Raw genomic sequence first — 22,146 nt, forward strand, 5'->3', positions numbered from 1 at the left:
CGGGAGCCGCCGCATTCCGCGCGCGGCTCCGACTCGATTAGAGTCACGGCGTGAGCTACGCCGCCGCCCCCACCCGCTACGACCGCATGGACTACCGACGCACCGGACGGAGTGGCCTGCAGTTGCCCGCCCTCTCCCTCGGGCTCTGGCACAATTTCGGATCCGACCGCTCGCTCGACACGCAGCGTGCCATCCTCCGCCGCGCCTTCGACCTGGGGATCACCCACTTCGACCTCGCCAACAACTACGGCCCCCCCTACGGCGCCGCCGAGACGGCGTTCGGCCGGATCCTCGCCGAGGACCTTCGGCCGTACCGCGACGAGATCGTTCTCTCCTCGAAGGCCGGCTACGACATGTGGCCCGGTCCGTACGGAGACGGCGGCTCGCGGAAGTACCTGCTCTCGTCGCTCGATCAGAGCCTCCAGCGGCTCGGCGTCGACTACGTCGACGTGTTCTACTCGCATCGACCCGATCCCCAGACACCCGTCGAGGAGACGATGGGCGCACTCGCCACGGCGGTCCAGCAGGGTAAGGCCCTCTACGTCGGCGTCTCGAACTATTCTCCCGAGCAGACCCGTGCGGCGGAGGCGGCGCTCGCCGCTGCCGGTGTCCCCCTCCTTCTGCACCAGCCGCGCTACTCGCTCTTCGACCGCGGACCCGAGGACGGCCTCTTCTCCGTGCTCGACGAGCTCGGCACCGGCTGCATCGTGTTCTCGCCCCTCGCTCAGGGCCTGCTGACCGATCGTTATCTCGACGGATCCGTGCCGGAGGGGTCGCGCGCGGCGACCTCACGCTTCCTCTCCTCGGAGCGGATCGACGAGGACTACCTCACCCGCGCTCGCGGCTTGAATGCCCTCGCCCGGCAACGCGGGCAATCCCTTGCACAGCTCGCGCTCAGCTGGGTGCTGCGGGTCCCGACAGTGACGAGCGCGATCATCGGAGCCTCGAGTGTCGCGCAGCTCGAGCAGAACGTCGCCGCTCTCGACGCCGGACCACTCTCCGCTGACGAGATCGAAGCGATCGAGGAGTTCGCGGTGCACGGGACGACCCTCCGCTGATCGCCGGCGGGGATGTCGGAGGTCGGCCGTAGTCTGCGACAGCACTCGGCCGAGGGGTGCTCCGAGACTCGAGCAGGAGGAACCGATGTCCTTGTCCACGCTGCAGGCGACCCGCACACCGCCGACTCTCACCCGGGTCAACTCCCGTCTCTGGCGCGTCAGCACGGGTTCCGGAGCCGTCGTCGGCCACATCGAGCTGGTCGACGATCCGCAGGGCGAGCGCTACCGGGCCCGGCTGCTGCGCGCCGGAATGCCGGCGGGTGCCCAGCTCGGTGAGTTCTGGAACGTCAACGACGCCGTCGAGGTCTTCCGGGTCGCCTGAGCGCAGCGCGACCGTGCCCACCGGGGTGATGAGCGGGCGCGAGATCCCCCGTGGCCGTCCGGGCCCGCGCCGCAGGAGGTCGATCCCCCGCCAGGCGGCGTGCCGACGCCGTTGCGCAGGTCGCCGCGGCTAGCGTTCGCCTCATGCAGTGGAACGAGTTCTTGTCCTGGATCCGCACGAGCGACGGGCATCAGGCGATCTTCACCGCCGCGGTCATCCTGCTCGCGGTGGTGATCGGCGTCGTCGTCACCGCGTCGGTGTTCCGCGCGTCGATCGCACGGCTGATCCGCCAGCAGGACCACGAGCGCAAGAACGCGATCATCGCGACGCTGGTGGATGCAGCGGTCGACGCCTCCGCCTGGAACGTGCTGAGCCAGTCCGAGCGGGTGTTGAGCGATCGCGCCTCTGCTCAAGCGGAGACCCATCTCAGACTGCTGCCGGTCAAGGGCTCCGGCGTCGCCGCCAACTGGGCCGCGCACGAACTGGCCGAGCTGAAGCACACGTCGAGCACCGGCGGCTATCAGACGCAGGCGAGCGTGGGAGAGTTCCGCGACCGTCTCGTGCAGTGGCGGGACAGGCCCGGCCGTGCACGCAAGGCTTTTCTCGCCGACCTCGAGCGTTGGCGCTTCTCCGAGACCGGCCGCGACCACGAGGCCGAGGCCACCGACGCCGAGCAGCTCCTGATGCCGGACCGACCTGTCGCTGGCCAGCAGCCCCCGGCCGCCGTCGCGGACACGGCAGCCCCGGCCGCGTCGCCCGTCGTCGTCGGAGCCGCCCCGGCGCGACCGGACGAGTACCAGCGACCCACCCCGACCATCGTTCTTCCGCCGGCAGACGCCGACCCGTCGCAGGACGAGACCAGCCGGCTCCTCGCCGATGTCGACCGCCTGGAGGTGACGTCTCGGGAACGTCCCGTCGAGGAGCTCCCTCCCGTCGAGACCAACCGGACGGCTCCTGTCGAGGGCTCGCAGCAATCGTCGCCGGCGCCCGCCGAGACGCCCGAGCCGACGGAGGCTACCCAGGACCAGGGGCCGAGCAGCCTTTCAGCGGACGAGGACGATGCGGTCGTCCGAGCCGACGAGGCGCGCTTCGCGAGGTCCAGCGCCGACGATGCTGGAAGGCCCTCGGTCGACGACGGCCGTCCCTCCGACTGAGCCGGTCTCTGCGACCGACCCGATCTGAGCGAGCTCCCGAACGGAGGATGCAGAGAGGGCCCCGACTGCTGACGCGGTCGGGGCCCTCTCTGTCGTGCGGGTGGTGCATCTCGTACGGTTCAGCTGTGTGCATCTCGTGCACGGGCAACTCGGCCGACCAGCACGGCGAGTGGCGCCGCGACGATCGTCCACGCGACGGCGATTCCACCGAGGATGGCGAGGAGCAGCATGGTCGTACCTCCGTTCGTTACGTCGTTGTAATTCCGGTCACCCCAAGACTAGGTGCCTGAACGACACTCAAACGCCATCGGGTGGGAAACACGCCGGTGTTGCCTCTGATTTACCGGTGTGTTAGTGGTGCACGACCCGCGATTCCTCATCCGAAGGGCAGGGCAGCGGAGGAACTCCCGTATCTGGACACGATGACCCGACAGTGCAGCCGGAGAGGGTCTGACCAAGAGGAGGCAAAGGTCATCGTGCAGCGCTCCCGATCGGGACCGGAGAAACGGGTCGGGAGGAATCGTGCGTACTCTGCCGGAGAGGGAGAAGAGCAAGGGCGAACAGCCTTCGCCAGCGTGGTGCCCCCGGCAGGAATCGAACCTGCGACCAAGAGATTAGAAGGCTCCTGCTCTATCCGCTGAGCTACGGGGGCGTGCGTCGATCAGGATACCGGGCGACGGGAGTGCGGCGTCCTCGTCGTGGGACGGTCAGGCGCCCCGCACCAGGCCGAGGACGCCCACCACCAGGGAGATCGCGGCCAGGGCGAGCGAGATCCCGATCAGGACGGTGTGAACCCGCAGGAAGGTCGTCGCGCGACCGTCCACACCGCGGGCGCGCGGGTCCCTGCGCACGCGGCGGAGGAACGGCGGCCAGACGACGGCGTTCCACACGGCGTTGACGATCAGGGTCCAGCAAACGAGCGTCATCACGAGGGTCCAGTGTAGGAGGCTCCACCGGCTCCGGACGCCGCTGTCCGTGCCCGCGGATAGACTGCCGCCATGAGTAGCGCCCCCGACCGTCTTGTCTGGATCGACTGCGAGATGACGGGGCTCGACCTCTCCGTCGACGAACTCGTCGAGATCGCCGTCATCGTCACCGACTTCGATCTCGAGCCCCTCGATGAAGGCCTCTCCATCGTGATCCGGCCCGACACGACCGCGCTCGAGAACATGGGCGATTTCGTGCGCAGCATGCACGAGACATCGGGTCTGCTCACTGAGATCCCCTCCGGCGTGAGTGTCGCCGAGGCGGAGTACGAAGTGCTCGAGTACGTGCTCAAGCACGTGCCCTCCGAACAGCACGCCCCCCTCGCCGGCAATTCGATCGGCACCGACCGGGCCTTCCTCGCGAAGTTCATGCCCCGGCTCGATTCCCACCTGCACTACCGCAACGTCGACGTCAGCACGATCAAGGAGCTGGCCCGCCGCTGGTTCCCGCGCATCTATTTCAACGCGCCGGCGAAGCACGGCGGTCACCGTGCCCTCGCGGACATCCTTGAGAGCATCCGTGAGCTCCGCTACTACCGTCGTGCCGTGTTCGTGGCGGAGCCAGGCCCGACGACAGCCGAGGTGCAGGCCGTCTCGGCCGCGGTGGTGGACGAGTTCGCTCCTCGGATGTAGTACTCTCGTACAGTTGCTTCGCGGGGTGCGCCTCGCGGAACGCACTCCTGGTGGGTATAGCTCAGTTGGCAGAGCGCCTGGTTGTGGTCTAGGAGGCCGCGGGTTCGAGCCCCGTTACTCACCCCAGTGGCTGTGTATGCAGCGGAAGAGGCCCGGAGTCGCAGACTCCGGGCCTCTTCGCATCCCGGCCCGGAAGCGCTCCCGTGCCATGCGCCGGATCTCCCGGAGAGAGGTGAAACCGATGCTCGACATCGATGAGGCCGCCTTCGAGGCGCTCGTCGTCGCCGAGCTCGACGCGCTGCCGGACGACATGGTCGACGGACTGGACAACCTCGTGTTCGTCGTCGAAGACCGGCCTGAAGACGGCTCGCTCGATCTGCTCGGCATTTACGACGGCGTCGCCCTGACCGAGCGCGAGCGCTACGGCTTCGGTGAGATGCCCGACCGGATCGTGCTGTTCCGCGAACCGCACCTCGCGGCGTGCGAGGACCTCGACGAACTCCGGGAGGAGATCCACGTGACGCTCGTGCACGAGATCGCACACTTCTACGGCATCGACGACGAGCGCCTGCACGAGCTCGGCTGGGCCTGACGCAGGCTCCCGTCGTCGCTCGTGTCGAGGACGATGTCGGCTCCCTCGCGGGGCTGCTCTCTGGCGCAGTAGTCGCGGAAGCTCCTGTCCCAGGCGTCCCAGTGCGGCGCGAACAGCTCGCCGTCCCGCGCGAGGGCACGCGCCCTCCGCAGCACGTCGTCCGCCTCGACCCAGACCACGAGGTCGGCGTGTCTGCGCGCCGCTTCTCCGGCGGCTCCGCAGCCTTCGAGCAGGAGGAGCGGGGCGCGGACCGTCCTGCGTCCGGCGGTCGTTCCGCTCGCCCAGTTCCAGGGTCGCCAGTGAGTCGGGAGTCGAAGAGCGTGCGGGCGGATCAGATCAGCGGCGGACGCCTGCACCGCGGCGTCGAGGCCGGTCCACCCAGGGTAGAGGTCGTCCATCTGCACGAGGTGGACGCTCGGCACCCGTGGCCGTGCGCGCAGCTCAGCCATGAGGCTCCGAGCGACGGTCGATTTACCGGATCCGCTCGGTCCGTCGATGAGCACCGTGCGCATCTTGCGCGCCACGATCAGCCGGGCGAGCCCGCGCACCACAGGCAGCGACACCTTCTGCTGTCCGCGCGGCCGCTCTGCACGATCAACCATGCAGGACGAAGCTCCACGACCCGGTGATGACGGCCGCAGCGACCGACGCCGCAGCGATCCCGACGCCACCGCCGATGAGCAGCACATCACCGGCGGAGAGTCGGGACCGGCGCGCCCACGTCCTCGGCAGACCGGACCCGAAGCCCTTCGCCTCCATCGCCGTCGCCAGACGGCTCCCGCGGCGGATCGCCAGCACGAGGAGCGAGAAGGTGCGAGAACCGAGACTCCGCAGCGCCCGCACCGGGCCCCGGCCGTCGGCGACGCCCCGCGCACGACGGGCCATCGAGAGAGCCCGCCAGTCGTCGACGAGAAGACCTACGAGCCGCATCCCCGCGAGCGCCCCGAGGACGAAGCGGGCCGGGAGGCGCAAGATCTGCGCGAGACCGTCGGCCAGGTCGGTCGGGTCGGTGGTGGCGATCAGGACGACGCTCGGCAGCCCGATCGCGAGGACCCTCAGGGCGATCGCCGTTCCGAGCGCGACGGAGCCCTCGGTGACGGAGACGAACAGGAACTCGCCGTACAGCCCCCCGCTGTCGCGGCCGTAGAGAACGGTGGACACGCCCGCCAGCGGCGCGGCGATCCAGACCGGCGCGGTCCTCCGGAGAAGCTCTCTCGCGCGCAGCCCAGCGAAGGGCAGCACCAGAAGTTCCAGAAGCAGCGCTGTCGCCGCCGAGACGGCGTCGACTGTCAGGACGAGGACGAGTGCGATGACGAGGCTCGCGAGGAGCTTCGCCACCGGGTTCGCACGGGCGATGCGCCCGCGTGCGGGCACGGAGTCGAGCAGCGTCATCCCGGTACCGCTTCCCGCGCACCGAGGGACACGACAGCGTCGGCGAGCGCGGTGACCAGCGCCTCGTCGTGCGTGACTGCCAGCACAGCCTGCCCGTCCGCGCGCAGCTCGGCGAGGAGGTCGACGACGACCTCCCAGGTCAGTCGGTCCTGCCCGAATGTGGGCTCGTCGAGGATCACCACCGGCGGCCTGCGGGTCAGGGCAGAGGCGACCGCGAGGCGACGCTTCTCGCCGCCGGAGAGAGTGAACGGATTCGCGTCGGCCAGGTGGGCGAGGCCCAGGCGCTCGAGCAGGTCCTCCGCCCGTCGCCGCTCCGCTGCGTCGCGTGCCCCCAGCGCGAGCTCGGCCCGGACCCTCGCGGTGAGGAATTGGTGCTCCGGCTCCTGGAACACCATCGCCACACGCTCGGCGAGCTGTCGGGAGCTCCACCGGTGCGGATGCGCGCCGGCACCGGAGCGCACCGAGGCGGAGGCGACGACCTCCCCCGCTGCCGGAGCGAGCAGGCCGGCGAGGGTCAGTGCGAGAGTCGACTTGCCGGCGCCGTTGGGCCCCAGCACCGCGGTCACGCGGGCTGAGTCGAGGTCCATCTCGAGCCCGGAGGCGAGGGGCGTCGGTCGCACGCGCCCGAAGACCGGCCTGGCGATCGCGAGATCCCGAGTGCTCAGCGCCGCGGGCGAGGGCAGAGTGCTCGAGGAGGGACGCTGTGGAGCCTCCCCCGGCAGCCAGACGCCCGCCGTTCGCAGTACGGAGCGGGCGTCCTCGAGCACGACAGCAGGATCGCCGTCGGCGACGACCGCGCCGTCCCGCCCGAGCACGACGATCCGATCGACGAGATCGACCCAGACGTCGACCCGGTGCTCCACGACGATCAGCGTCGAGCCGGTGCGCTCGGTGGTGCGCTCGACGGCGGCGCGCACCTCCTGCACACCGACCGGATCGAGATTGGCCGTGGGCTCGTCGAGCAACAGCAGACGGGGGCGCATCGCGAGCACGCCGGCGAGCGCGAGCCGTTGCTTCTGGCCGCCGGAGAGAGCAGAGGTCGACCGCCCGAGCGGCACATCGAGTCCGACGTCCTCGAGCGCGTTCCGAACGCGCGCCGGGATCTCGCCGGGAGCGACGCCGAAGTTCTCGCAGGCGAAGGCGACGTCGTCGCCGACACGCGCGAGGACGGCCTGCGTGTCGGGGTCCTGGAGGACGAGGCCGGCGACTCCGCGGCGGGTGAGCGGCGCGCCGCCGTCGAGCTCGAGCTCGCCCGCGGCAGCGCCGTCCTCCACACTGCCGAGCACACCGGCGAGGGCGTGCAGCAGGGTGCTCTTACCCGCCCCGGACGGACCGAGCAGGAGAACCCGCTCACCCGGCTGGAGGTCCAGGTCGAGCCCCGAGACGGCCGCACGGGCGCGACCGGAGTGCCGCCAGCTCCAGCCCCGTGCCCTGACCGTGGCGCCGCTCATCGGACGCCCGGGCCCGCTCCCTCGATCACCCGGCCCTCTCGGCCCGACGCGAAGCGGTCGAGCGCCCCGGAGGCGGCCAGCCCTCGCACCGCCAGCCACGGGAGCAGACCCGCCAGGACCGCTCCGGACACGATCGACGACAGCACGTAGACCGTGCGGAACAGATCGTCGTTCGCGGGGTAGTAGAACAGCAGGTCGTTGATTGCGAGGGCGAGCCCGGCACCGCCTCCGGCGAGGATCGCGACCAGGGGTCGGCCGCTGCGATAGAGGAAGAGCGCGAGCACGATCTCGGCCCCGAGCCCCTGAACGAGGCCGGAGAGCAGGACCAGGAAGCCCCACTGGGTGCCGATCAGCGCCGACACGGCCGCAGCGACCAGCTCGGTGTAGACGGCCGCTCCAGGCTTGCGGATGATGAGGCCGCCGAGGACGCCGGCGAAGAGCCAGCCGCCGCCGAGAAGTCCGCCGAGCCCCGGAAGGAACTCGAAGGCGAGGCCGAGCACGTTGGTCGCCAGGCCCCACGCCCAGAAGACGATGCCGCTCGCGACAGCGACGACGCTCGCCACCACGATGTCGACGACGCGCCAGCGCAGATCGCGGCGGGCCGGAGTGGAGGAGGTCGGCGCGGATGGACTCTGCGCCCGCGGGTTCTGCCCCTGCGTGGTGTTCTGCCCCTGTGTGTTGTTCTGCACTGACGTGCCCTTTCGTGGAAGCGAATGGAGGGCACGGGTTGGAAAGAGGAGATCGAAACGTTCCTTCGCTGGCATGACCCAGATCAGGTTCGACGGTCGAAGGCTGCTGCCTTCCTCTCAGTCCGGTGCACCGGACTCCCGTGTTCGTCGGCAATCATAGACGTCATGTCGTGGTCGGTGGTCGTCGTCCTGGTCGTGCTGCTCCTCGTGCTGCTGCAGGTCCTTCTCTGGCAGCGCCGGTGGCGGATCCGCCGAGAGTTGCTGACCTACGGCACCCGGGTGCCGGCCCGCGTCGTCGGGCACGACCCCACGCGCGGTGACCGCGCTGCCGCACAGGACCTGGGCCGCCTCCTGGTCGTCTACCGCACGACCGAGGGCGAGGAGAAGCGAGCGCTGAAGGTGCCGCAACGCCGGGGTGACGCGTGGATGGCCGGCGAGCCCGCCTCCGTCATCTACGACCCGCGGCGCCCGAACGACGCCGAGCGGCTGATCGTCGGCTTCGGCCGGACGAAGAAGAAGTGGTTCGTCGCGCGCCAGCAGCGCGCCAGCTGAGGGCTGCCTTCCGACTCGGTCGTGCCGCGGACCACGCCGAACGGGAATGCCTACTTCTTGAGGGCGCGGATCACGCGCGCGAGAGCCTTCCCGCTCACCCACACGAGAGGGATGCCGACAGCGAGGACGGAGATGACGTTCGGCTGGAAGCGCAGGCCGAGATCGTCCTTGATGTAGGCGCCGATGGGGATGACCGTAGCGCCGCCGCCACCGCCGCCACCCTCCTGGCCGTCCTCGGAACCGCTGCCGCCACCGAACCCGAACCAGCGCAGGGCCACCGGGACGAGAGAGACTCCGTCGACGGTGACCGGCTCACCGTAGATCGCCGCGGTACCCGCGGTGGTGACGGTGTCGGCCAGGGAGACTGCGATGTTGGGCATGCTGCGACCGTACTCCGCGGGTCTCCGCGGCGACAAGCGGCAGGCCGGGGCGCACAGGACTCGCGCATGTCCTCCCGGCATCGGGCAGTCATAATCGTCGGATGCCCTCCTCCCGCCGCCGCCCCGCGCGGTCGGCCGTCGTGGCGGTCGCGAGCCTCATCTTCGCTGCATTCCTGGCGTTCCACCGGGTCCTGCCCGACCCGATCGGCTGGCTGTCGGTGCTCGAGGTCGGGATCCCGTGGACGGGGCTGATCGTCCTCGCGCTGATCGCGGCCGTGGTCCCGCTCCGTTCGCGGAGGGCGGCGGCCGCGGTCACGGTGCTCGCGATGGTCTACGGGGTCCTGGTGCTGCCGGTCGCTCTGCCGGCGCCCGCTGTCCGCTCCGGCTCCTTCACCGTGGTCAGCCAGAACGTCGAGACTAGCGAGGACGCGGGGGGTGTCGCCGCTGCACTCGCGGCTGGGCGGCCGGACGTGATCGCACTGCAGGAGCTGGACAGCCCGGCCGAGCGCGCCGTGGACGCCGAGCTCGCCGAGGAGTATCCGTACTCGTTCGTCTCGAGCACGGTCGGCGTCTGGAGTCGCACCGAGCTCGCCGACGAGGAGCCGCTCGACCTCGGGCTCGGCTGGGAGCGCGCACTCGCCGTCGATGTGGGGACCCCGATCGGCAGGACCCGTCTGTTCGTCGTCCACCTCGCGTCTTTCCGCCCCGGCGACCACCAGGAGCGGGACACGATGCTCACGAACCTCGCTTCGGCGCTGCGCGAGGACGAGTCCGCGCGCACCCTCGTGATCGGCGACTTCAACACGCCGACCGACGATCATCTGCTGGCGCCGGTTCTCGCGGAGGCCGGGCTCGTGCGCACCGGCGGGTTCGGCTTTCCGGCGACCTGGCCGGCGCTCCTGCCCGTCGTCTCGCTCGACCATGCGCTGGCCGACGGCGTGCCCGCCGCGACCCTCAAGGTCCTGCCGCCGAACGGCTCAGACCACCGGCCCGTCAGTCTGACGATCGGCTCCGCGTAGCGAGCGTGTCGCTGAGGTCGATCCCCTTGGCCGACTCGGGCGCCGAGCGCGAGAGAAGGGAAGCGGGCCGCACGGCTCCGGAGCCGAAACGGGCGGAGACGCCGTCAACGGCGAGCTCCGCATCACGCCAGTCGTCGGAGTCGCTCCAGAGCGAGAACGCGACATCGTCGCCCTCGACCAGCTGCTCGCCGCGCACGCCGATGAGGCGGACCGGTCGACGGAGCGGATTCGCTGCCTCGAGGAGCGCGGAGGACGCCTCGTAGAGCACGCGGGCGACGTCGGTCGCTTCGGTCAACGTGCGCGAGCGCGTCACGGTGCTGAAGTCTCCGAAGCGGACCTTCACGGCGACCGTCCGGCAACGCACGCCCGACCGGCGCATCCGCACGGCGACCTTGTCGCAGAGGCGGAGCATTTCGCGGCGGACGAGCTCGTCATCGGCGACATCGTCGGCAAAGGTGATCTCGTGGCCGGCGCTCTTCTCGATCTGGCGGGTGTCGACCGGCCTCGGGTCCACTCCGTTGGCGAGGGCGTGGAGGCGGCGGCCCGTCGCCTCGCCGAGCGCCGCAACGAGGGACGCCAACGGAGTCGTCGACACGTCGCCCACTGTCCGAAGCCCGCGGCGCATCAGGGCCTCCTCAGTGCTCGCTCCGACGCCCCACAGAGCGCTCACGGGCAACGGATCGAGGAAGTCGCGCACGCCGTCCGAGGGGACGACGAGCAGCCCGTCGGGCTTGGATCGGCTAGAGGCGAGCTTCGCGACGAACTTGGTGCTCGCTATGCCGACGGAGCAGGTCAGACCCAGCTCGGCGTGCACCCGACGCCTGATCTCGGTGCCGATCGCGAACGGCGAGCCCGAGAGGCGCCGTGCTCCGGCGACGTCGAGGAACGCCTCGTCGATGCTGAGCCGCTCGACCAGCGGCGTGAAGGAGTCGAAGATCGCCATGACCCGGCGCGAGGCGTCACGGTATCGCTCCATGTGCGGCTCGAGCACCACCGCCTGCGGACAGCGCCGCAGAGCGACCGCCATCGGCATCGCCGAGTTGACCCCGTACCGCCGGGCCTCGTACGTGGCCGCGGTGACGACCGAGCGGGCCCCGACGTGGCCGACGATGACCGGCCGTCCCCGCAGATCCGGCCGCTCGAGCAGCTCGACGGAGGCGAAGAACGCATCCATGTCGATGTGCAGGATGCTGGCGCGGGGGTCGTCGAGCGCTTCGGCGGTGATCCGCCGCCCTGTCCCGTCCTGCTTGCTCACGCTGTGCCGTCCTGCTCGCTCACGCCGTGCCGTCCATCCGGTTCCCATGCTCGCACGCACCTCAGACATCGGTGCCGTGGGGAATGGCCGCCGCCTGGTCGCGGTTGACCCGAGCATCCACGACGCTCCGGAGAGACACATGACGCACGAGCAGCCCGACTCCCCCACCGCCACCGAGATGAGCCGCTGGCTCGCCCTGCAGGACCGCGCCCACAGCGCCTTCGAGCTCCGGCTCGTCGCTGTCGAGGACTGGACCGCCCCCACGCCGGACACCGAGTGGGACGTGCGCGCCCTCGTACTGCACGTCGTCCGCGAGCAACAGCGGGCGCACACCCTCCTGTCGGGGGGCGACGAGTCGCCGATCCGGCTCGAGCCGGTCGCCGCTGATCTGCGCGGCGAATGGCGACGCGTCACAGACCGTCTGAGTTCGACCGCGCGCGCCGTCGATCCCGCGTCCGCGGTCCGCCTCGGCCGCGACACCGTGAGCGCTCTGGAGCTGCTGCAGGAGCAGGTGGCTGATGTGACCGTGCACGCGTGGGACCTCGCCCGCGCCACCGGAAGCGATGAGCGCCTCGACGACGACCTCGTCGCCGCCGTGTGGGAACTGTTCGCCCCGCAGGAGGACACACTGCGCGCCAGCGGACTCTACGCCGCTCCGGTCCCGGTGGACGAGACCGCCCCCCTCCAGAGCCGCCTGCTCGCGATCACGGGGCGCGACGACCGGCTGGCCGCCTGAACGCTGTCAAGGCCTGGGCCGCTCAGGTGGCCGAGGCAGGATGGGAGGACCACTGACCAGGGGCGACCCGCCCCGACGAGGAGAGGAACATCCATGACACGCATCGCCGTCATCGGAGCCCACGGCAAGGTCGGCCAGCAGATCCTGCACCTGCTGTACGACGCCGGCCACGAGTCGGTCGGAGTGATCCGCAACCCCGAGCACGCGGAAGACATCGTCCGCCTGGGCAGCGAACCGCTGGTGCACGACCTGGAGGACACGACTCCCGAGGCGTTCGCGGAGGCCCTCGGCCACGTCGACGGCATGGTCTTCACGGCGGGCGCCGGTCCGGATTCGGGCCCGGACCGCAAGAGGACCGTCGACCTGGGGGCGTCGGTTCTCAGCCAGAGGGCCGCCGCGCTCTCCGGTGTGCAGCACTTCGTGCAGATCAGTGCGATCGGCGTCGACGAGCCGCTTCCGGATGACACCGAAGCGGGTTGGAAGGCGTACGTCGAAGCGAAGCGGGACGCGGACGCGGCGCTGCGCGACTCCGGACTGGCCTACACGATCCTCCGCCCGGGCGGCCTGACCAACGACGAGGGCATCGGCAGGATCACTCTGGGAACCGCCGTCGAGAAGGGCAGCATCCCGCGCGCGGACGTCGCGGCCACTGTCCTCGCGGTGCTCGCACAGCCCACCTCGATCGGGAAGTCCTGGGAACTCGTCTCGGGGAGCACGCCCATCGACGACGCTGTCGCGCAGGGGGCCTGAGCAGCGCGCGCCTCCTAGAGTGGGGCGGGTGAGCACCCACCCGCCCCGCCCCTGGATCCGCAGCTACGCACCCGGCGTGCCGACGGAGCTGGAACTGCCCTCCGGCTCGCTCGTCGACATCGTCACCGAGTCGGCGCAGCGGTATCCGCACCACGTTGCACTCGAGTTCTTCGGCCGGTCGACCAGCTACTCGCAGCTCGCCGACGAGGTGGAGCGGGCGGCGGAGGGCCTGCGTCACCTCGGTGTCCGGGCCGGGGATCCGGTCGCGCTGGTTCTGCCCAACTGCCCGCAGCACGTCGTCGCCTTCTATGCGGTGCTCCGGCTGGGCGCTGTGGTGGTCGAGCACAACCCGCTCTACACGCCGCGGGAGCTGCGCCACCAGTTCGAGGATCACGGCGCCCGCGTCGTGATCGCGTGGAGCCGCGTCGTCCCGCTCGTCCAGGACCTCCCGGCGGATCTCGGGGTCGGGACCGTGATCACGGTCGACCTCACCCGGGCCATGCCCGCGCCGATGCGCGCCGCGCTGCGCCTTCCGCTCAGAACGGCACGGGAGTCGCGCGCCGCACTGACCGGTCCGGTGCGCGGCGCTGTCGACTGGGAGTCGCTTCTCGACCGTCGGATCGACCCGGCGCATCCGCGCCCCACCGCCACCGACCTCGCCGTCATCCAGTACACGAGCGGCACAACCGGCACGCCCAAGGGCGCCGAGCTGACCCACGCGAACCTGACGGCGAACGCCGCGCAGTCGCGGGCCTGGGTGCCCCAGGTGCGTCGCGGCGACTGCGTCGTGTACGCCGTCCTGCCGATGTTCCACGCCTACGGGCTCACGCTCTGCCTGACCTTCGCCATGAGCATGGGAGCGCGCCTCGTCCTGTTCCCGAAGTTCGATCCGGACCTCGTGCTCAAGGTGGTGCGGAAGCATCCCGCGACGTTCCTGCCCGCGGTACCACCGATCGCCGAGCGCCTCGCGCGCCGGGCGGAGGAGCGCGGCGTCTCGCTTCAGGGCATCGAGATCGCCATCTCGGGAGCGATGCCGCTCGAGCCGGCGCTGGTCGAATCGTTCGAGGCGCTGACGGGCGGCACTCTCGTGGAGGGCTACGGGCTCTCGGAGACGTCGCCCGTGCTGATGGCGAATCCCGTCGGCCCCTCTCGCCGGGCGGGCACCGTCGGTCTGCCGCTACCGGGCACCGACGTGCGGATCGTGGATCCTGAGCACCCGGAGACGGCGGTCGCGACGGGCGAGCAGGGCGAGCTGGTCGTCCGCGGACCGCAGGTGTTCCGCGGCTACCACCGCAAGGCCGAGGAGACGGCCGCCGCGTTCACCGGTGACGGCTGGTTCCGGACGGGCGACATCGCGACGATCGACGAGGACGGCTTCGTCCGCGTCGTCGACCGGATCAAGGAGCTCATCATCACGGGCGGCTTCAATGTGTCGCCCTCCGAGGTGGAGGAGGTGCTGCTGCGCCTCCCCGCGGTCCGCGAGGTCGCCGTGGTCGGGTTGCCGGACGCCCGCAGCGGCGAATCGGTCGCAGCCGCCGTCGTGCTGGAGCCGGGAGCCGAGTTCGACGCCGAGGCCGCGCGTCGCGCCGTCAGGGAGGCGCTCACGCCCTACAAGGTGCCCAAGCGGATCACGGTGGTCGACGAGCTGCCACGGAGCATGATCGGCAAGGTGCAGCGCAGGCAGGTGAAGGCACTGCTCACCGACGGCGAATGAGCGGAAACCGCGGAGGGCCCCCGACGACGCCGTGTGGTCGGGGGCCCTCCCCGGTCGAGATTCTGCTCGAGAGCTAGAACCCGAAGTCACCACCGAAGTCGCCGCCGCCACCGAAGTCGCCGCCGCCCGAGTCGCCCCAGCCTCCCCCGGAGTCGCCCCAGCCGCCGCCGTCCCCGGCGTCCGCTCCGCCGTCTGCTCCCCCGTCACCGGCTCCGTCCGCGGAGGCGTCACCGGCCTCTCCGGAGGCGTAGTCGCCGCCCGCGTCAGGCAGGAACGCGCCCGCGATCGCCGAGCCGATGGCGAAGCCGGCGATGGTGCCGAGCATCGAGGAGGCGAGCACTCCGCCGAAGCCCATGCCGCCTCCGCCGGAGAAGCGACGCTCCATGAAGCCGGGCTGCCGGAGCTCGCTGCGAGTGGCGGACTGGGCCAGGGTGCGCGGGTCGTCGTCCTTCGGCGCATCGCCGACCGGTGCTCCCTCGCTGAGCTCGCGGAAGACCTGCTGACGCTGCTCGGGGGTGAGCTGCTCGAAGGCCTCGCGGTGCACCTGCTCGATCGCCTCGGGCGGAGCCGTGCGCAGAAGATAGCGGTAACGCTCGATCGCCCGCGCGTCGTCGTTCCGCGGGGAGGTCGCGGGCGGAGTGCCGTACTCCGGCCGGCGGTTGCCGGCTTCGGGCGGTGCATATGTCGCTCGACGCGTGCTCTCTGGCTGCTCTTCGCGGCCCAGCAGTCGGTCCAGGAATCCCATGATCTCCTCCTCGGCGCCCGACGGACGCACGTCGCCACCGTAGGCCCGCCGCCGGCTTCGACGCTGACTGTTCTCTCAGAGCAGTCTCCGAGTGGCGGCCACCGGGTTCCGGAGCGTCGACGGCGATCCGGCTCGCCAGGATCGCACGTTCCGACGAGCCGAACGGGGTCTCAGAGCCAGAGGTGGACGGGCGCGCTCGCAGGGGCCGGCGCGCCCCTCCGCCTCACTTCTGCTTCGGGATCACCAGCCACATCACGAGGTAGGCGATGATCTGCGGCCCGGGCAGGAGGCACGAGAGCACGAACAACAGGCGCACCACGAACGGGCTCCAGCCGAAGCGACGGGCGAGACCGGCGCAGACGCCGGCGATGATCTTGCCCCTGGCGGGGCGCACGAGAGTAGCCATGGGTCCACTCTGTCGCAGGCAGCCTGAGCGCGGCATCCGGGGAACCCCCTAGTCCTGCGCGGGAGTGCCGTCGAGCTCCTCCGGCCGGGATGCTCCGACGGAGCGGGCGAAGGCCGCAGCGCGCTCGGCCTCCGCCTCGGGCCAGACCAGGCGGAAGCGCTCGAAGACGACATCCCCGATGCCGCCCGGCGAGACGCGGGAGAAGTAGCGGCGGTGCCCGTCGAGCCAGGACTCGCGCGTGCGATCGCCCTCGCCCTCGGCCCAGGCGAACACGTCGTCGACCGAGTCGAGCGGGCCGGTCCGCACGTCCTCCGTCAGCAGCACCGCGCGTGCCGCGCCCTCGCCGTCGCACACGATCCAGTGGTCGCCTGCGGCGGGCGCACCTTCCTCGGCGAGCGAAGCGGTGGCCGTCTTCACTCCGCGCCGCACGAGGCCCAGCAGCTCGTTCGCCATCGCGATGCTGTCGCCGAACGACTGGACGGGTGGGAGCTCCTCCGCTGCGGCCGGGTGCGTGCAGCGGTACTCGGCCCAGAGGCGCGCTGCGGAGGCCACATCCGGCTCAGGCGGTTCCGTGCGCTCTGGAATCGCGGGCACACGAGCGACGATGGTGGCACCGGCCAGGGCGACGGGGTCGTCGGGGCGGTTGTCGGGCGTGGTCACCGTCTCGAACGGCCAGTGCTGCTGGAGCCAGCGTCGCGCGTAGGCGTCGAGTTCCTCCTCGAGCCGGGACCCGCGGACAGTGGGGACGACCCACCAGGAGGCCTCGGCGGAGTCGCCGCCGGGGCGGACGCTCAGGGCGCCGAGCGCCTCGGTGCGGTCTGGACCGACGAGGAGGAACGTGTGCGCCCGGCCGGCGCGCGCCTCCTCCTCGAGCCGGAGGAGCCCGCGCATGTCGTCACCGAGGGACGCCGACGGGAGGACGGCCGGATCGTCGCCCTGCAGCGGCGCCGCCAGCCAGGGGCGCTGATCGCCGATCGCCTCGTGCAGCAGGTCCGCGTCACTCGAGACCAGCGGGCGCAGGAGGGCACCCGTCCGCAGCTCCAGCCGCGCGGGGAGGGGCGCTTCGCCGGTTCCACCGCTCATGGCCGCACCTCCCCGCACCGGCTCAGCCGGCCGCGCGCTCCAGGACGAGCTCGCGGACGCGCGCCGCGTCGGCCTGGCCCTTCATCGCCTTCATCACGGCACCGATCACGGCACCGGCGGCCTGCACCTTGCCGTCGCGGATCTTGGCGAGCACATCGGGCTGCGACGCCAGGGCCGCGTCGATCGCCTCGATGAGTGCGCCGTCGTCCGAGACGACGGCGAGTCCGCGGGCGTCGACGACCTCCTGCGGGGTGCCCTCGCCGGCGATGACGCCCTGGAGCACCTCGCGGGCGAGGCGGTCGGTGAGCGTGCCGCGCTCGATCAGCCGGGCGAGCTCGGCGACCTGAGCCGGACTGACCAGAACAGCCGGCTCCTCACCCGCGGCGTTCGCGAGGCGTGCGATCTCGCCGGTCCACCACTTGCGCGCGGCCTGCGGGCTCGCTCCGGCAGCGACGGTCTCGGTGATCTCGACCAGCAGTCCGCTGTTGGCGACGTCCTGGAACTCGAGATCGGTGAAGCCCCACTCGGTCTTCAGACGGCGTCGGCGATCGGCCGGCTTCTCGGGGAGCGCGGCGCGAAGCTCCTCGATCAGCTCGGGGCTCGGTACCACCGGGAGCAGATCGGGCTCCGGGAAGTAGCGGTAGTCATCGGCGTCACTCTTGGGCCGGCCCGCGGAGGTGCGGCCGGTGTCCTCGTGCCAGTGCCGGGTCTCCTGCCTGATCGTGCCGCCGGCGGCGAGGATCGCCGCCTGGCGCTGGATCTCGTAGCGCACGGCACGCTCGACGGAGCGCAGCGAGTTGACGTTCTTGGTCTCGGTGCGGGTGCCGAGCTTCTCCTGGCCGATCGGCCGCAGCGAGACGTTGGCGTCGCAGCGGAGATTGCCGCGCTCCATCTTGGCGTCGGAGATGCCCAGCGCGAGCACGATGTCCCGGATGGTCGCGACGTAGGCCTTCGCGTACTCCGGGGCGCTCGTGCCCGCCCCGTAGATCGGCTTGGTGACGATCTCGACGAGCGGGACACCCGCGCGGTTGTAGTCGACGAGAGAGTATTCGGCACCCTGGATGCGGCCGGTGGAGCCGCCGACATGGGTGAGCTTGCCCGCGTCCTCCTCCATGTGGGCGCGCTCGATCGGGATCTGCACGAGCGAGCCGTCACTCAGCTCGATCTCGACCGTGCCCTCGAAGGCGATCGGTTCGTCGAACTGCGAGATCTGGTAGTTCTTGGCGAGGTCCGGGTAGAAGTAGTTCTTGCGAGCGAACCGGCTGGACGGCGCGATCGAGCAGCCGAGCGCGAGGCCGAGGCTGATCGAGTACCGGACGGCCTGCTCGTTGACGACCGGCAGCGAGCCCGGGAGACCGAGGTCGACCGGGGTCACGTTCGTATTGGGCTCCGAGCCGAACTCGTTCGGCGCGTCCGAGAACATCTTGGTCTTCGTGTTGAGCTCGACGTGCACCTCGAAGCCGAGCACCGGCTCGAAGCGCTCGAAGACCTCGTCGTAGTCCATGAGCTCGGGGGCGGACGTGTGCGCGGTGGCCATCAGACGGCACCTTCCTCGGTCGCGGAGAGCACGGAACGGGTCAGATCGGGGGCCTGAGCGAGCAGCGGGTGACCCCACTTCTGCTCGAGGAGTTCCTCGAGGGCCGCGCCGACCGTGTAGAGGCGCACGTCCTCGCGCGCGGGCGCCAGGAACTGGACGCCGACGGGCAGTCCGTCCTCGTCGGCGAGACCGGCGGGGACGGAGATGCCGGGGATCCCGGCCAGGTTCGCCGGGATCGTCGCGACGTCGCCGCGGTACATGGCCAGCGGGTCGTCGAGCTTCTCGCCGAGGCGGTAGGCGGTGGTCGGAGCGGTCGGCGAGGCGATGACGTCGACGCTCGCGAAGGCCGCGTCGAAGTCGCGCTGGACGAGCGTGCGGACCTTCTGTGCGCTGCCGTAGTAGGCGTCGTAGTAGCCGGCCGAGAGCGCGTAGGTGCCCAGGATGATCCGCCGCTTGACCTCGGGGCCGAAGCCCTGCTCGCGGGTCGCGGCCATCACCTGCTCAACCGTGCCGCCGCCCTCGGGAGTCACGCGGAGGCCGAAGCGCACCGAATCGAACTTCGCCAGGTTGCTCGACGCCTCCGCCGGGAGGATCAGGTAGTACGCGGCGACCGCGTGCTCGACGCTCGGGAGGCTCACCTCGACGATCTCGGCTCCGGCACCCTGGAGGATCTCGAGCGCCTCGTGGAAGCGGGCCAGCACGCCGGGCTGGAACCCCTCGCCGCCGTCGAGCTCCTTCACCACGCCGATCCGCAGGCCCGCGACGTCGGCGCGGCGGACCGCCTCGGCGAAGGAGGGCCAGGAGTCGCGCAGCGAGGTCGAGTCGCGCGGGTCGTGCCCGGCGATCACATCGTGCAACAGGGCGGAGTCGAGGACGGTGCGCGACACCGGTCCGATCTGATCGAGGCTCGACGCCAGGGCGATCGCGCCGTAGCGCGACACGCCGCCGTAGGTCGGCTTCACCCCGACGGTGCCGGTCACGTGAGCGGGCTGACGGATCGAGCCTCCGGTGTCGGAGCCGAGGGCCAGCGGCGCCTCGTAGCTCGCGACGGCCGCGGCGGAGCCGCCGCCGGAGCCGCCGGGGATCCGGTCCAGGTCCCACGGGTTGTGAGTGGGACCGTAGGCGGAGCGCTCGGTGGTCGAGCCCATCGCGAACTCGTCCATGTTGGTCTTGCCGATCGGCACCAGCCCCGCCTCGCGGACCTTGCGCATGACGGTCGCATCGTACGGGGGGCGCCAGCCCTCCAGGATCCGGGACCCGCTGGTGGTCGGCATGTCGTTCGTGACGATGACGTCCTTGACCGCGAGCGGCACTCCGGCGAGGGGGTGCAGCGACTCGCCGTCGGCGCGGCGGCGGTCGACCGCCTCGGCGGAGGCGAGGGCACTCTCGTGGGCGACGTGCAGGAACGCGTGGACCGAGCCGTCGACGGCGCCGATCCGGTCGAGGTGGGCTCGGACGGCCTCCACGGACGAGACGGAGCCGTCGGCGAGCTTCTCGGAGAGCGCCGACGCGCTCAGCCGGACGATCTCGTCGCCGTGGACGCTCACTGCTCCTCCCCCAGGATCGCGGAGACCTGGAAGCGGCTGCCGTCGTGCTCGGGCGCGCCGGACAGGGCCTGCTCGAGGGTCAGCGTCTCGCCGATCACATCGGGGCGGAACACGTTCTCGAGCGGGATCGGGTGGCTGGTCGCCGGCACCTCGGGCGTGGCGACGGCCTGGACCGCGCGCACGGAGTCGACGATCTGGTCGAGCTCCCTCGTGAGGTTCTGGATCTCGTCGGAAGTGAGGTCGATCCTGGCCAGCTGGGCCAGATGGGCGACCGTGTCGGCCGTGATCTCGGACATGCGTCTCCGTCTGGTGTTCGGGGGGATTTCCGGCCGTCAGTCTACTCGGCGCGCCGACGCCGACTCCGCCCGGAGCGCCGCCCGGTCACGAGCCGCCGAAGAGGCTCGCCCCGTGCTCGACGAGCGCCTCGTACGCGCCCTCGTAGGTGGTCGGCAGCTCGGCGCCCGGCTCGCCGTAGCGGGCGAGCAACAGGCCCATCAGGCCCACGGCCGGAGGACTGAGCGGCTTGTCGCGGTGTGTATGCGCGGGGTGGGGAGGCGTCGCCTCCGGATTGGGCGGAAGGTACTGCGGCAGTGTCGTCGGCCAGTCGTCGATCTGGCGCGGCTCGTCGAGTGTCAGCACGCCGAAGAGATCTGCCGCGGAGGCGTCGCGAGCGGTCAGCGGCGCGAGCCCGTGCAGCTCGCTCAGCGTGCGGATCACCGCCCCGTGGTGCATGTCGTCGTGCACGATCGTCCCCGCGCGCGTGTAAGCGGAGACCGCGATCGCCGGCACCCGGCAACCGAGCCGGTCGAACGCGAAGCCCATCTCGCCATCCCGCCCGTCGCCCGGGGGCACGGCCGCCGGAGGGGGCACGTGGTCGTAGAGGCCGCCGTGCTCGTCGAAGGTCGCCAGCAGGAGGGTGTTGACGGCGTTGGAGCCGGTGGGGCTCCTGCTCTCGCGGATCGCCGAATAGACCTCGTGCAGCAGCAGCTCCCCGGCCCGCACGTCCGAGAGCGCGCTGTCGTAGACGGTCGTTCCGTCGACGCGGTGCTCGTGCAGGACGCCGGTCGGCGGGTGCATGTCGTTGTGGTCGAAGACGAGCCTGGGCTCGATGAAGGCGTAGTCCGGCAGCTCGCCGTTCTCGACGTCCGAGAAGAAGCGGTCCATCGTCGAGAAGTTCGTCGTCCAGTACTTCTCGAGCACCGGTGCGTGCAGGAAGCCGGTGTACGAGACGACCTGCAGTGCGTCGAAGTAGACCCGCCAGGTCTTCCCCGCCTCCTCGAGCCGGTTGAAGACCGTGGGCGCGTCGGCGAGGTCGTCGGCCAGCCACTTCTCGTAGCCGCCGGCGTGCTTGTTGGTCACGAAGCCGTGCGAGGTGGAGGCGTGGAGGAAGGAGCGGTTGCAGAAGGTCTGCGACGGGACGGCGCAGAACCAGTGGTCGAAGACGGCGAACTCGCGGGCCAGGGTCGAGAAGACAGGGAGCATCTCGGGCGAGAAGCCGCCCATGATGGTGCGTACCTCCTCGCGAGTCGGCTCCTGGCCCTTCTTCCTCTCGCGCAGATGCTGCAGGTAGTCCTCGAGGAAGCCGCCCATTGTCGGAGCGGAGGCGTCGGCGGGAGCGTTGTAGGGGGCTGCCATCTCGCCGACCGGACGGCCGGCGTTGGCCGGCGGATCGATCGTGCCGAAGAGCTGGGTGTTCACGTGCGGGTACTCCTCCCCGGGATCCGGGTTGGGCTGGCGCATCACCGTGTCGGTCGCTCCCGCGTAGACATGGGTGCCGATCGTCTCGCCGGCCGCGCTGGTGTTGGATCGCTCGTCGGGAAGCAACCCTTCGAAGGTCTCGCCGGCCGGCAGATCGTCGGGCGCGTAGAGCCGCCCGAGCACGTTGTCGAACGAGCGGTTCTCGAACATGATCACGACGACGTGGTCGAAGCCGGGGGCGTCGCGCGCGGGAAGTCGCGGCTCCTCCTCGCGACGCGAGCCGGAGGCGACGGCGGCACCGATCGCGCCACCCGCGAGGGCACCGGCCCCGATTCCGGCCGCGGCGGTTCCAGCGAGGAAGCGGCGGCGGGAGCGGGAGCGCGGCGCGTCCGGCGTCGACGCGGCGTCGTGATCGGCGGCTCCGTGATCGGTGCTCATGTTCTCCGC

Annotated in this window: 24 protein-coding genes, 2 tRNA genes and 1 riboswitch; of the genes, 11 read left to right on the plus strand and 15 right to left on the minus strand. The window is 70.9% G+C overall.

The annotated features are described in order from the left end of the window. Positions 1-50 precede the first annotated feature (50 nt). The 3 genes from GSU10_RS08010 to GSU10_RS08020 all read left to right on the plus strand — a co-directional run bounded on the left by GSU10_RS08010 (position 51) and on the right by GSU10_RS08020 (position 2,534). Positions 51-1,058, plus strand: a complete 1,008-nt coding sequence (locus GSU10_RS08010; protein ID WP_068207387.1) for an aldo/keto reductase — start codon at positions 51-53, stop codon at positions 1,056-1,058. Between the two features lie 85 nt (positions 1,059-1,143). Beyond that, positions 1,144-1,380, plus strand: a complete 237-nt coding sequence (locus GSU10_RS08015; protein WP_068207390.1) for a hypothetical protein — start codon at positions 1,144-1,146, stop codon at positions 1,378-1,380. A 143-nt stretch (positions 1,381-1,523) separates the two neighbouring features. Beyond that, positions 1,524-2,534, plus strand: a complete 1,011-nt coding sequence (locus GSU10_RS08020) for a hypothetical protein (RefSeq protein WP_132504263.1) — start codon at positions 1,524-1,526, stop codon at positions 2,532-2,534. Positions 2,535-3,110: 576 nt separating this feature from the next. On the opposite strand, the gene GSU10_RS08025 is transcribed toward GSU10_RS08020, so the two are convergent. Further along, positions 3,111-3,186, minus strand: a tRNA-Arg gene (locus GSU10_RS08025). 55 nt (positions 3,187-3,241) lie between these two features. Continuing rightward, a complete protein-coding gene (locus tag GSU10_RS08030) occupies positions 3,242-3,460 on the minus strand; it encodes an SCO4848 family membrane protein (protein ID WP_068207395.1) in 219 nt (72 codons plus the stop codon). A gap of 72 nt (positions 3,461-3,532) precedes the next feature. Here GSU10_RS08030 and orn point away from each other — a divergent pair, with 72 nt between their 5' ends. The 3 genes from orn (at position 3,533) to GSU10_RS08045 (ending at position 4,745) form a co-directional block, all read left to right on the plus strand. Beyond that, positions 3,533-4,153 (plus strand): oligoribonuclease, encoded by a 621-nt coding sequence (gene orn, locus GSU10_RS08035; protein WP_068207398.1) that lies wholly within the window; start codon positions 3,533-3,535, stop codon positions 4,151-4,153. Positions 4,154-4,203: 50 nt separating this feature from the next. Further along, positions 4,204-4,279, plus strand: a tRNA-His gene (locus GSU10_RS08040). Positions 4,280-4,394: 115 nt separating this feature from the next. Further along, the gene (locus GSU10_RS08045; RefSeq protein ID WP_068207449.1) at positions 4,395-4,745 is read left to right on the plus strand and encodes a metallopeptidase family protein; all 351 of its coding nucleotides are present in this window, start codon (positions 4,395-4,397) and stop codon (positions 4,743-4,745) included. Here GSU10_RS08045 and GSU10_RS08050 read toward each other — a convergent pair. Genes GSU10_RS08050 through GSU10_RS08065 form a run of 4 tightly spaced genes read right to left on the minus strand, consistent with a single transcriptional unit; the run spans position 4,700 to position 8,277 of the window. Further along, positions 4,700-5,347, minus strand: a complete 648-nt coding sequence (locus GSU10_RS08050) for a nucleoside/nucleotide kinase family protein (RefSeq protein ID WP_153038767.1) — start codon at positions 5,345-5,347, stop codon at positions 4,700-4,702. The genes GSU10_RS08045 and GSU10_RS08050 overlap by 46 nt on opposite strands. After that, positions 5,340-6,137 (minus strand): energy-coupling factor transporter transmembrane component T family protein, encoded by a 798-nt coding sequence (locus GSU10_RS08055; RefSeq protein WP_132504257.1) that lies wholly within the window; start codon positions 6,135-6,137, stop codon positions 5,340-5,342. Before GSU10_RS08055 ends, GSU10_RS08050 begins: the two co-directional genes overlap by 8 nt. Next, entirely contained in the window at positions 6,134-7,588 is a 1,455-nt protein-coding gene (locus tag GSU10_RS08060; protein WP_068207403.1) for an ABC transporter ATP-binding protein, read from the minus strand. Before GSU10_RS08060 ends, GSU10_RS08055 begins: the two co-directional genes overlap by 4 nt. Next, positions 7,585-8,277, minus strand: coding sequence for an ECF transporter S component (locus GSU10_RS08065; protein WP_422395419.1), 693 nt, complete (start codon positions 8,275-8,277; stop codon positions 7,585-7,587). The genes GSU10_RS08060 and GSU10_RS08065 overlap by 4 nt, the downstream gene beginning before the upstream one ends. A 43-nt stretch (positions 8,278-8,320) precedes the next feature. Continuing rightward, positions 8,321-8,428, minus strand: a riboswitch (TPP riboswitch). A 14-nt stretch (positions 8,429-8,442) separates the two neighbouring features. Here GSU10_RS08065 and GSU10_RS08070 point away from each other — a divergent pair. Further along, complete coding sequence (locus GSU10_RS08070; RefSeq protein WP_068207406.1) at positions 8,443-8,829, plus strand: DUF3592 domain-containing protein; 387 nt, start codon at positions 8,443-8,445, stop codon at positions 8,827-8,829. Between the two features lie 50 nt (positions 8,830-8,879). On the opposite strand, the gene GSU10_RS08075 is transcribed toward GSU10_RS08070, so the two are convergent. Further along, the gene (locus tag GSU10_RS08075) at positions 8,880-9,209 is read right to left on the minus strand and encodes a hypothetical protein (protein WP_068207409.1); all 330 of its coding nucleotides are present in this window, start codon (positions 9,207-9,209) and stop codon (positions 8,880-8,882) included. Between the two features lie 101 nt (positions 9,210-9,310). Here GSU10_RS08075 and GSU10_RS08080 point away from each other — a divergent pair, with 101 nt between their 5' ends. Then, complete coding sequence (locus GSU10_RS08080; RefSeq protein WP_068207412.1) at positions 9,311-10,228, plus strand: endonuclease/exonuclease/phosphatase family protein; 918 nt, start codon at positions 9,311-9,313, stop codon at positions 10,226-10,228. Here GSU10_RS08080 and dinB read toward each other — a convergent pair. Then, entirely contained in the window at positions 10,203-11,483 is a 1,281-nt protein-coding gene (dinB, locus tag GSU10_RS08085) for a DNA polymerase IV (RefSeq protein ID WP_082844907.1), read from the minus strand. The genes GSU10_RS08080 and dinB overlap by 26 nt on opposite strands. A 139-nt stretch (positions 11,484-11,622) precedes the next feature. Between dinB and GSU10_RS08090 the strand changes: the two genes are divergently transcribed. From GSU10_RS08090 to GSU10_RS08100, 3 genes are all read left to right on the plus strand, one after another. Next, positions 11,623-12,219 carry a TIGR03086 family metal-binding protein gene (locus tag GSU10_RS08090; protein ID WP_236713478.1) on the plus strand — a complete coding sequence of 199 codons (597 nt, stop codon included), beginning with the start codon at positions 11,623-11,625 and terminating at the stop codon, positions 12,217-12,219. A gap of 93 nt (positions 12,220-12,312) precedes the next feature. Further along, entirely contained in the window at positions 12,313-12,969 is a 657-nt protein-coding gene (locus tag GSU10_RS08095; RefSeq protein WP_068207415.1) for an SDR family oxidoreductase, read from the plus strand. A 28-nt stretch (positions 12,970-12,997) separates the two neighbouring features. Continuing rightward, positions 12,998-14,683, plus strand: coding sequence for a long-chain-fatty-acid--CoA ligase (locus tag GSU10_RS08100; RefSeq protein WP_068207418.1), 1,686 nt, complete (start codon positions 12,998-13,000; stop codon positions 14,681-14,683). A 73-nt stretch (positions 14,684-14,756) separates the two neighbouring features. Here GSU10_RS08100 and GSU10_RS08105 read toward each other — a convergent pair whose 3' ends face one another. The 7 genes from GSU10_RS08105 to GSU10_RS08135 form a co-directional block, all read right to left on the minus strand. Beyond that, positions 14,757-15,428 (minus strand): hypothetical protein, encoded by a 672-nt coding sequence (locus GSU10_RS08105; RefSeq protein WP_132504255.1) that lies wholly within the window; start codon positions 15,426-15,428, stop codon positions 14,757-14,759. A gap of 223 nt (positions 15,429-15,651) precedes the next feature. After that, positions 15,652-15,834, minus strand: coding sequence for a PspC domain-containing protein (locus GSU10_RS08110; RefSeq protein ID WP_068207423.1), 183 nt, complete (start codon positions 15,832-15,834; stop codon positions 15,652-15,654). 48 nt (positions 15,835-15,882) lie between these two features. Further along, entirely contained in the window at positions 15,883-16,917 is a 1,035-nt protein-coding gene (locus GSU10_RS08115; RefSeq protein WP_241972885.1) for an ASCH domain-containing protein, read from the minus strand. 22 nt (positions 16,918-16,939) lie between these two features. Continuing rightward, positions 16,940-18,454: an Asp-tRNA(Asn)/Glu-tRNA(Gln) amidotransferase subunit GatB gene (gene gatB / locus GSU10_RS08120; RefSeq protein ID WP_068207429.1), complete on the minus strand. Its 1,515-nt coding sequence runs from the start codon at positions 18,452-18,454 to the stop codon at positions 16,940-16,942. Further along, positions 18,454-20,001, minus strand: a complete 1,548-nt coding sequence (gene gatA / locus GSU10_RS08125) for an Asp-tRNA(Asn)/Glu-tRNA(Gln) amidotransferase subunit GatA (protein WP_132504253.1) — start codon at positions 19,999-20,001, stop codon at positions 18,454-18,456. The genes gatB and gatA overlap by 1 nt, the downstream gene beginning before the upstream one ends. Further along, positions 19,998-20,297 (minus strand): Asp-tRNA(Asn)/Glu-tRNA(Gln) amidotransferase subunit GatC, encoded by a 300-nt coding sequence (gatC, locus tag GSU10_RS08130; RefSeq protein ID WP_068207431.1) that lies wholly within the window; start codon positions 20,295-20,297, stop codon positions 19,998-20,000. The genes gatA and gatC overlap by 4 nt, the downstream gene beginning before the upstream one ends. Positions 20,298-20,382: 85 nt before the next feature. Further along, positions 20,383-22,137, minus strand: a complete 1,755-nt coding sequence (locus GSU10_RS08135; protein ID WP_068207434.1) for an alkaline phosphatase family protein — start codon at positions 22,135-22,137, stop codon at positions 20,383-20,385. Positions 22,138-22,146 lie beyond the last annotated feature (9 nt).

This window comes from Rathayibacter tanaceti (assembly GCF_009834165.1).
In the GTDB taxonomy this organism is placed as follows: domain Bacteria; phylum Actinomycetota; class Actinomycetes; order Actinomycetales; family Microbacteriaceae; genus Rathayibacter; species Rathayibacter tanaceti.

What these genes read in the sequence shown, in the direction of transcription:
- GSU10_RS08015 (WP_068207390.1), top strand. Translation starts at nt 1,144, where the DNA reads ATGTCCTTGTCCACGCTGCAGGCGACCCGCACACCGCCGACTCTCACC.
- GSU10_RS08020 (WP_132504263.1), top strand. Translation starts at nt 1,524, where the DNA reads ATGCAGTGGAACGAGTTCTTGTCCTGGATCCGCACGAGCGACGGGCAT.
- GSU10_RS08030 (WP_068207395.1), bottom strand. Translation starts at nt 3,460, where the DNA reads ATGACGCTCGTTTGCTGGACCCTGATCGTCAACGCCGTGTGGAACGCC.
- orn (WP_068207398.1), top strand. Translation starts at nt 3,533, where the DNA reads ATGAGTAGCGCCCCCGACCGTCTTGTCTGGATCGACTGCGAGATGACG.
- GSU10_RS08045 (WP_068207449.1), top strand. Translation starts at nt 4,395, where the DNA reads ATGCTCGACATCGATGAGGCCGCCTTCGAGGCGCTCGTCGTCGCCGAG.
- GSU10_RS08050 (WP_153038767.1), bottom strand. Translation starts at nt 5,347, where the DNA reads ATGGTTGATCGTGCAGAGCGGCCGCGCGGACAGCAGAAGGTGTCGCTG.
- GSU10_RS08055 (WP_132504257.1), bottom strand. Translation starts at nt 6,137, where the DNA reads ATGACGCTGCTCGACTCCGTGCCCGCACGCGGGCGCATCGCCCGTGCG.
- GSU10_RS08060 (WP_068207403.1), bottom strand. Translation starts at nt 7,588, where the DNA reads ATGAGCGGCGCCACGGTCAGGGCACGGGGCTGGAGCTGGCGGCACTCC.
- GSU10_RS08070 (WP_068207406.1), top strand. Translation starts at nt 8,443, where the DNA reads ATGTCGTGGTCGGTGGTCGTCGTCCTGGTCGTGCTGCTCCTCGTGCTG.
- GSU10_RS08075 (WP_068207409.1), bottom strand. Translation starts at nt 9,209, where the DNA reads ATGCCCAACATCGCAGTCTCCCTGGCCGACACCGTCACCACCGCGGGT.
- GSU10_RS08080 (WP_068207412.1), top strand. Translation starts at nt 9,311, where the DNA reads ATGCCCTCCTCCCGCCGCCGCCCCGCGCGGTCGGCCGTCGTGGCGGTC.
- GSU10_RS08090 (WP_236713478.1), top strand. Translation starts at nt 11,623, where the DNA reads ATGACGCACGAGCAGCCCGACTCCCCCACCGCCACCGAGATGAGCCGC.
- GSU10_RS08095 (WP_068207415.1), top strand. Translation starts at nt 12,313, where the DNA reads ATGACACGCATCGCCGTCATCGGAGCCCACGGCAAGGTCGGCCAGCAG.
- GSU10_RS08105 (WP_132504255.1), bottom strand. Translation starts at nt 15,428, where the DNA reads ATGGGATTCCTGGACCGACTGCTGGGCCGCGAAGAGCAGCCAGAGAGC.
- GSU10_RS08110 (WP_068207423.1), bottom strand. Translation starts at nt 15,834, where the DNA reads ATGGCTACTCTCGTGCGCCCCGCCAGGGGCAAGATCATCGCCGGCGTC.
- GSU10_RS08115 (WP_241972885.1), bottom strand. Translation starts at nt 16,917, where the DNA reads ATGAGCGGTGGAACCGGCGAAGCGCCCCTCCCCGCGCGGCTGGAGCTG.
- gatB (WP_068207429.1), bottom strand. Translation starts at nt 18,454, where the DNA reads ATGGCCACCGCGCACACGTCCGCCCCCGAGCTCATGGACTACGACGAG.
- gatC (WP_068207431.1), bottom strand. Translation starts at nt 20,297, where the DNA reads ATGTCCGAGATCACGGCCGACACGGTCGCCCATCTGGCCCAGCTGGCC.
- GSU10_RS08135 (WP_068207434.1), bottom strand. Translation starts at nt 22,137, where the DNA reads ATGAGCACCGATCACGGAGCCGCCGATCACGACGCCGCGTCGACGCCG.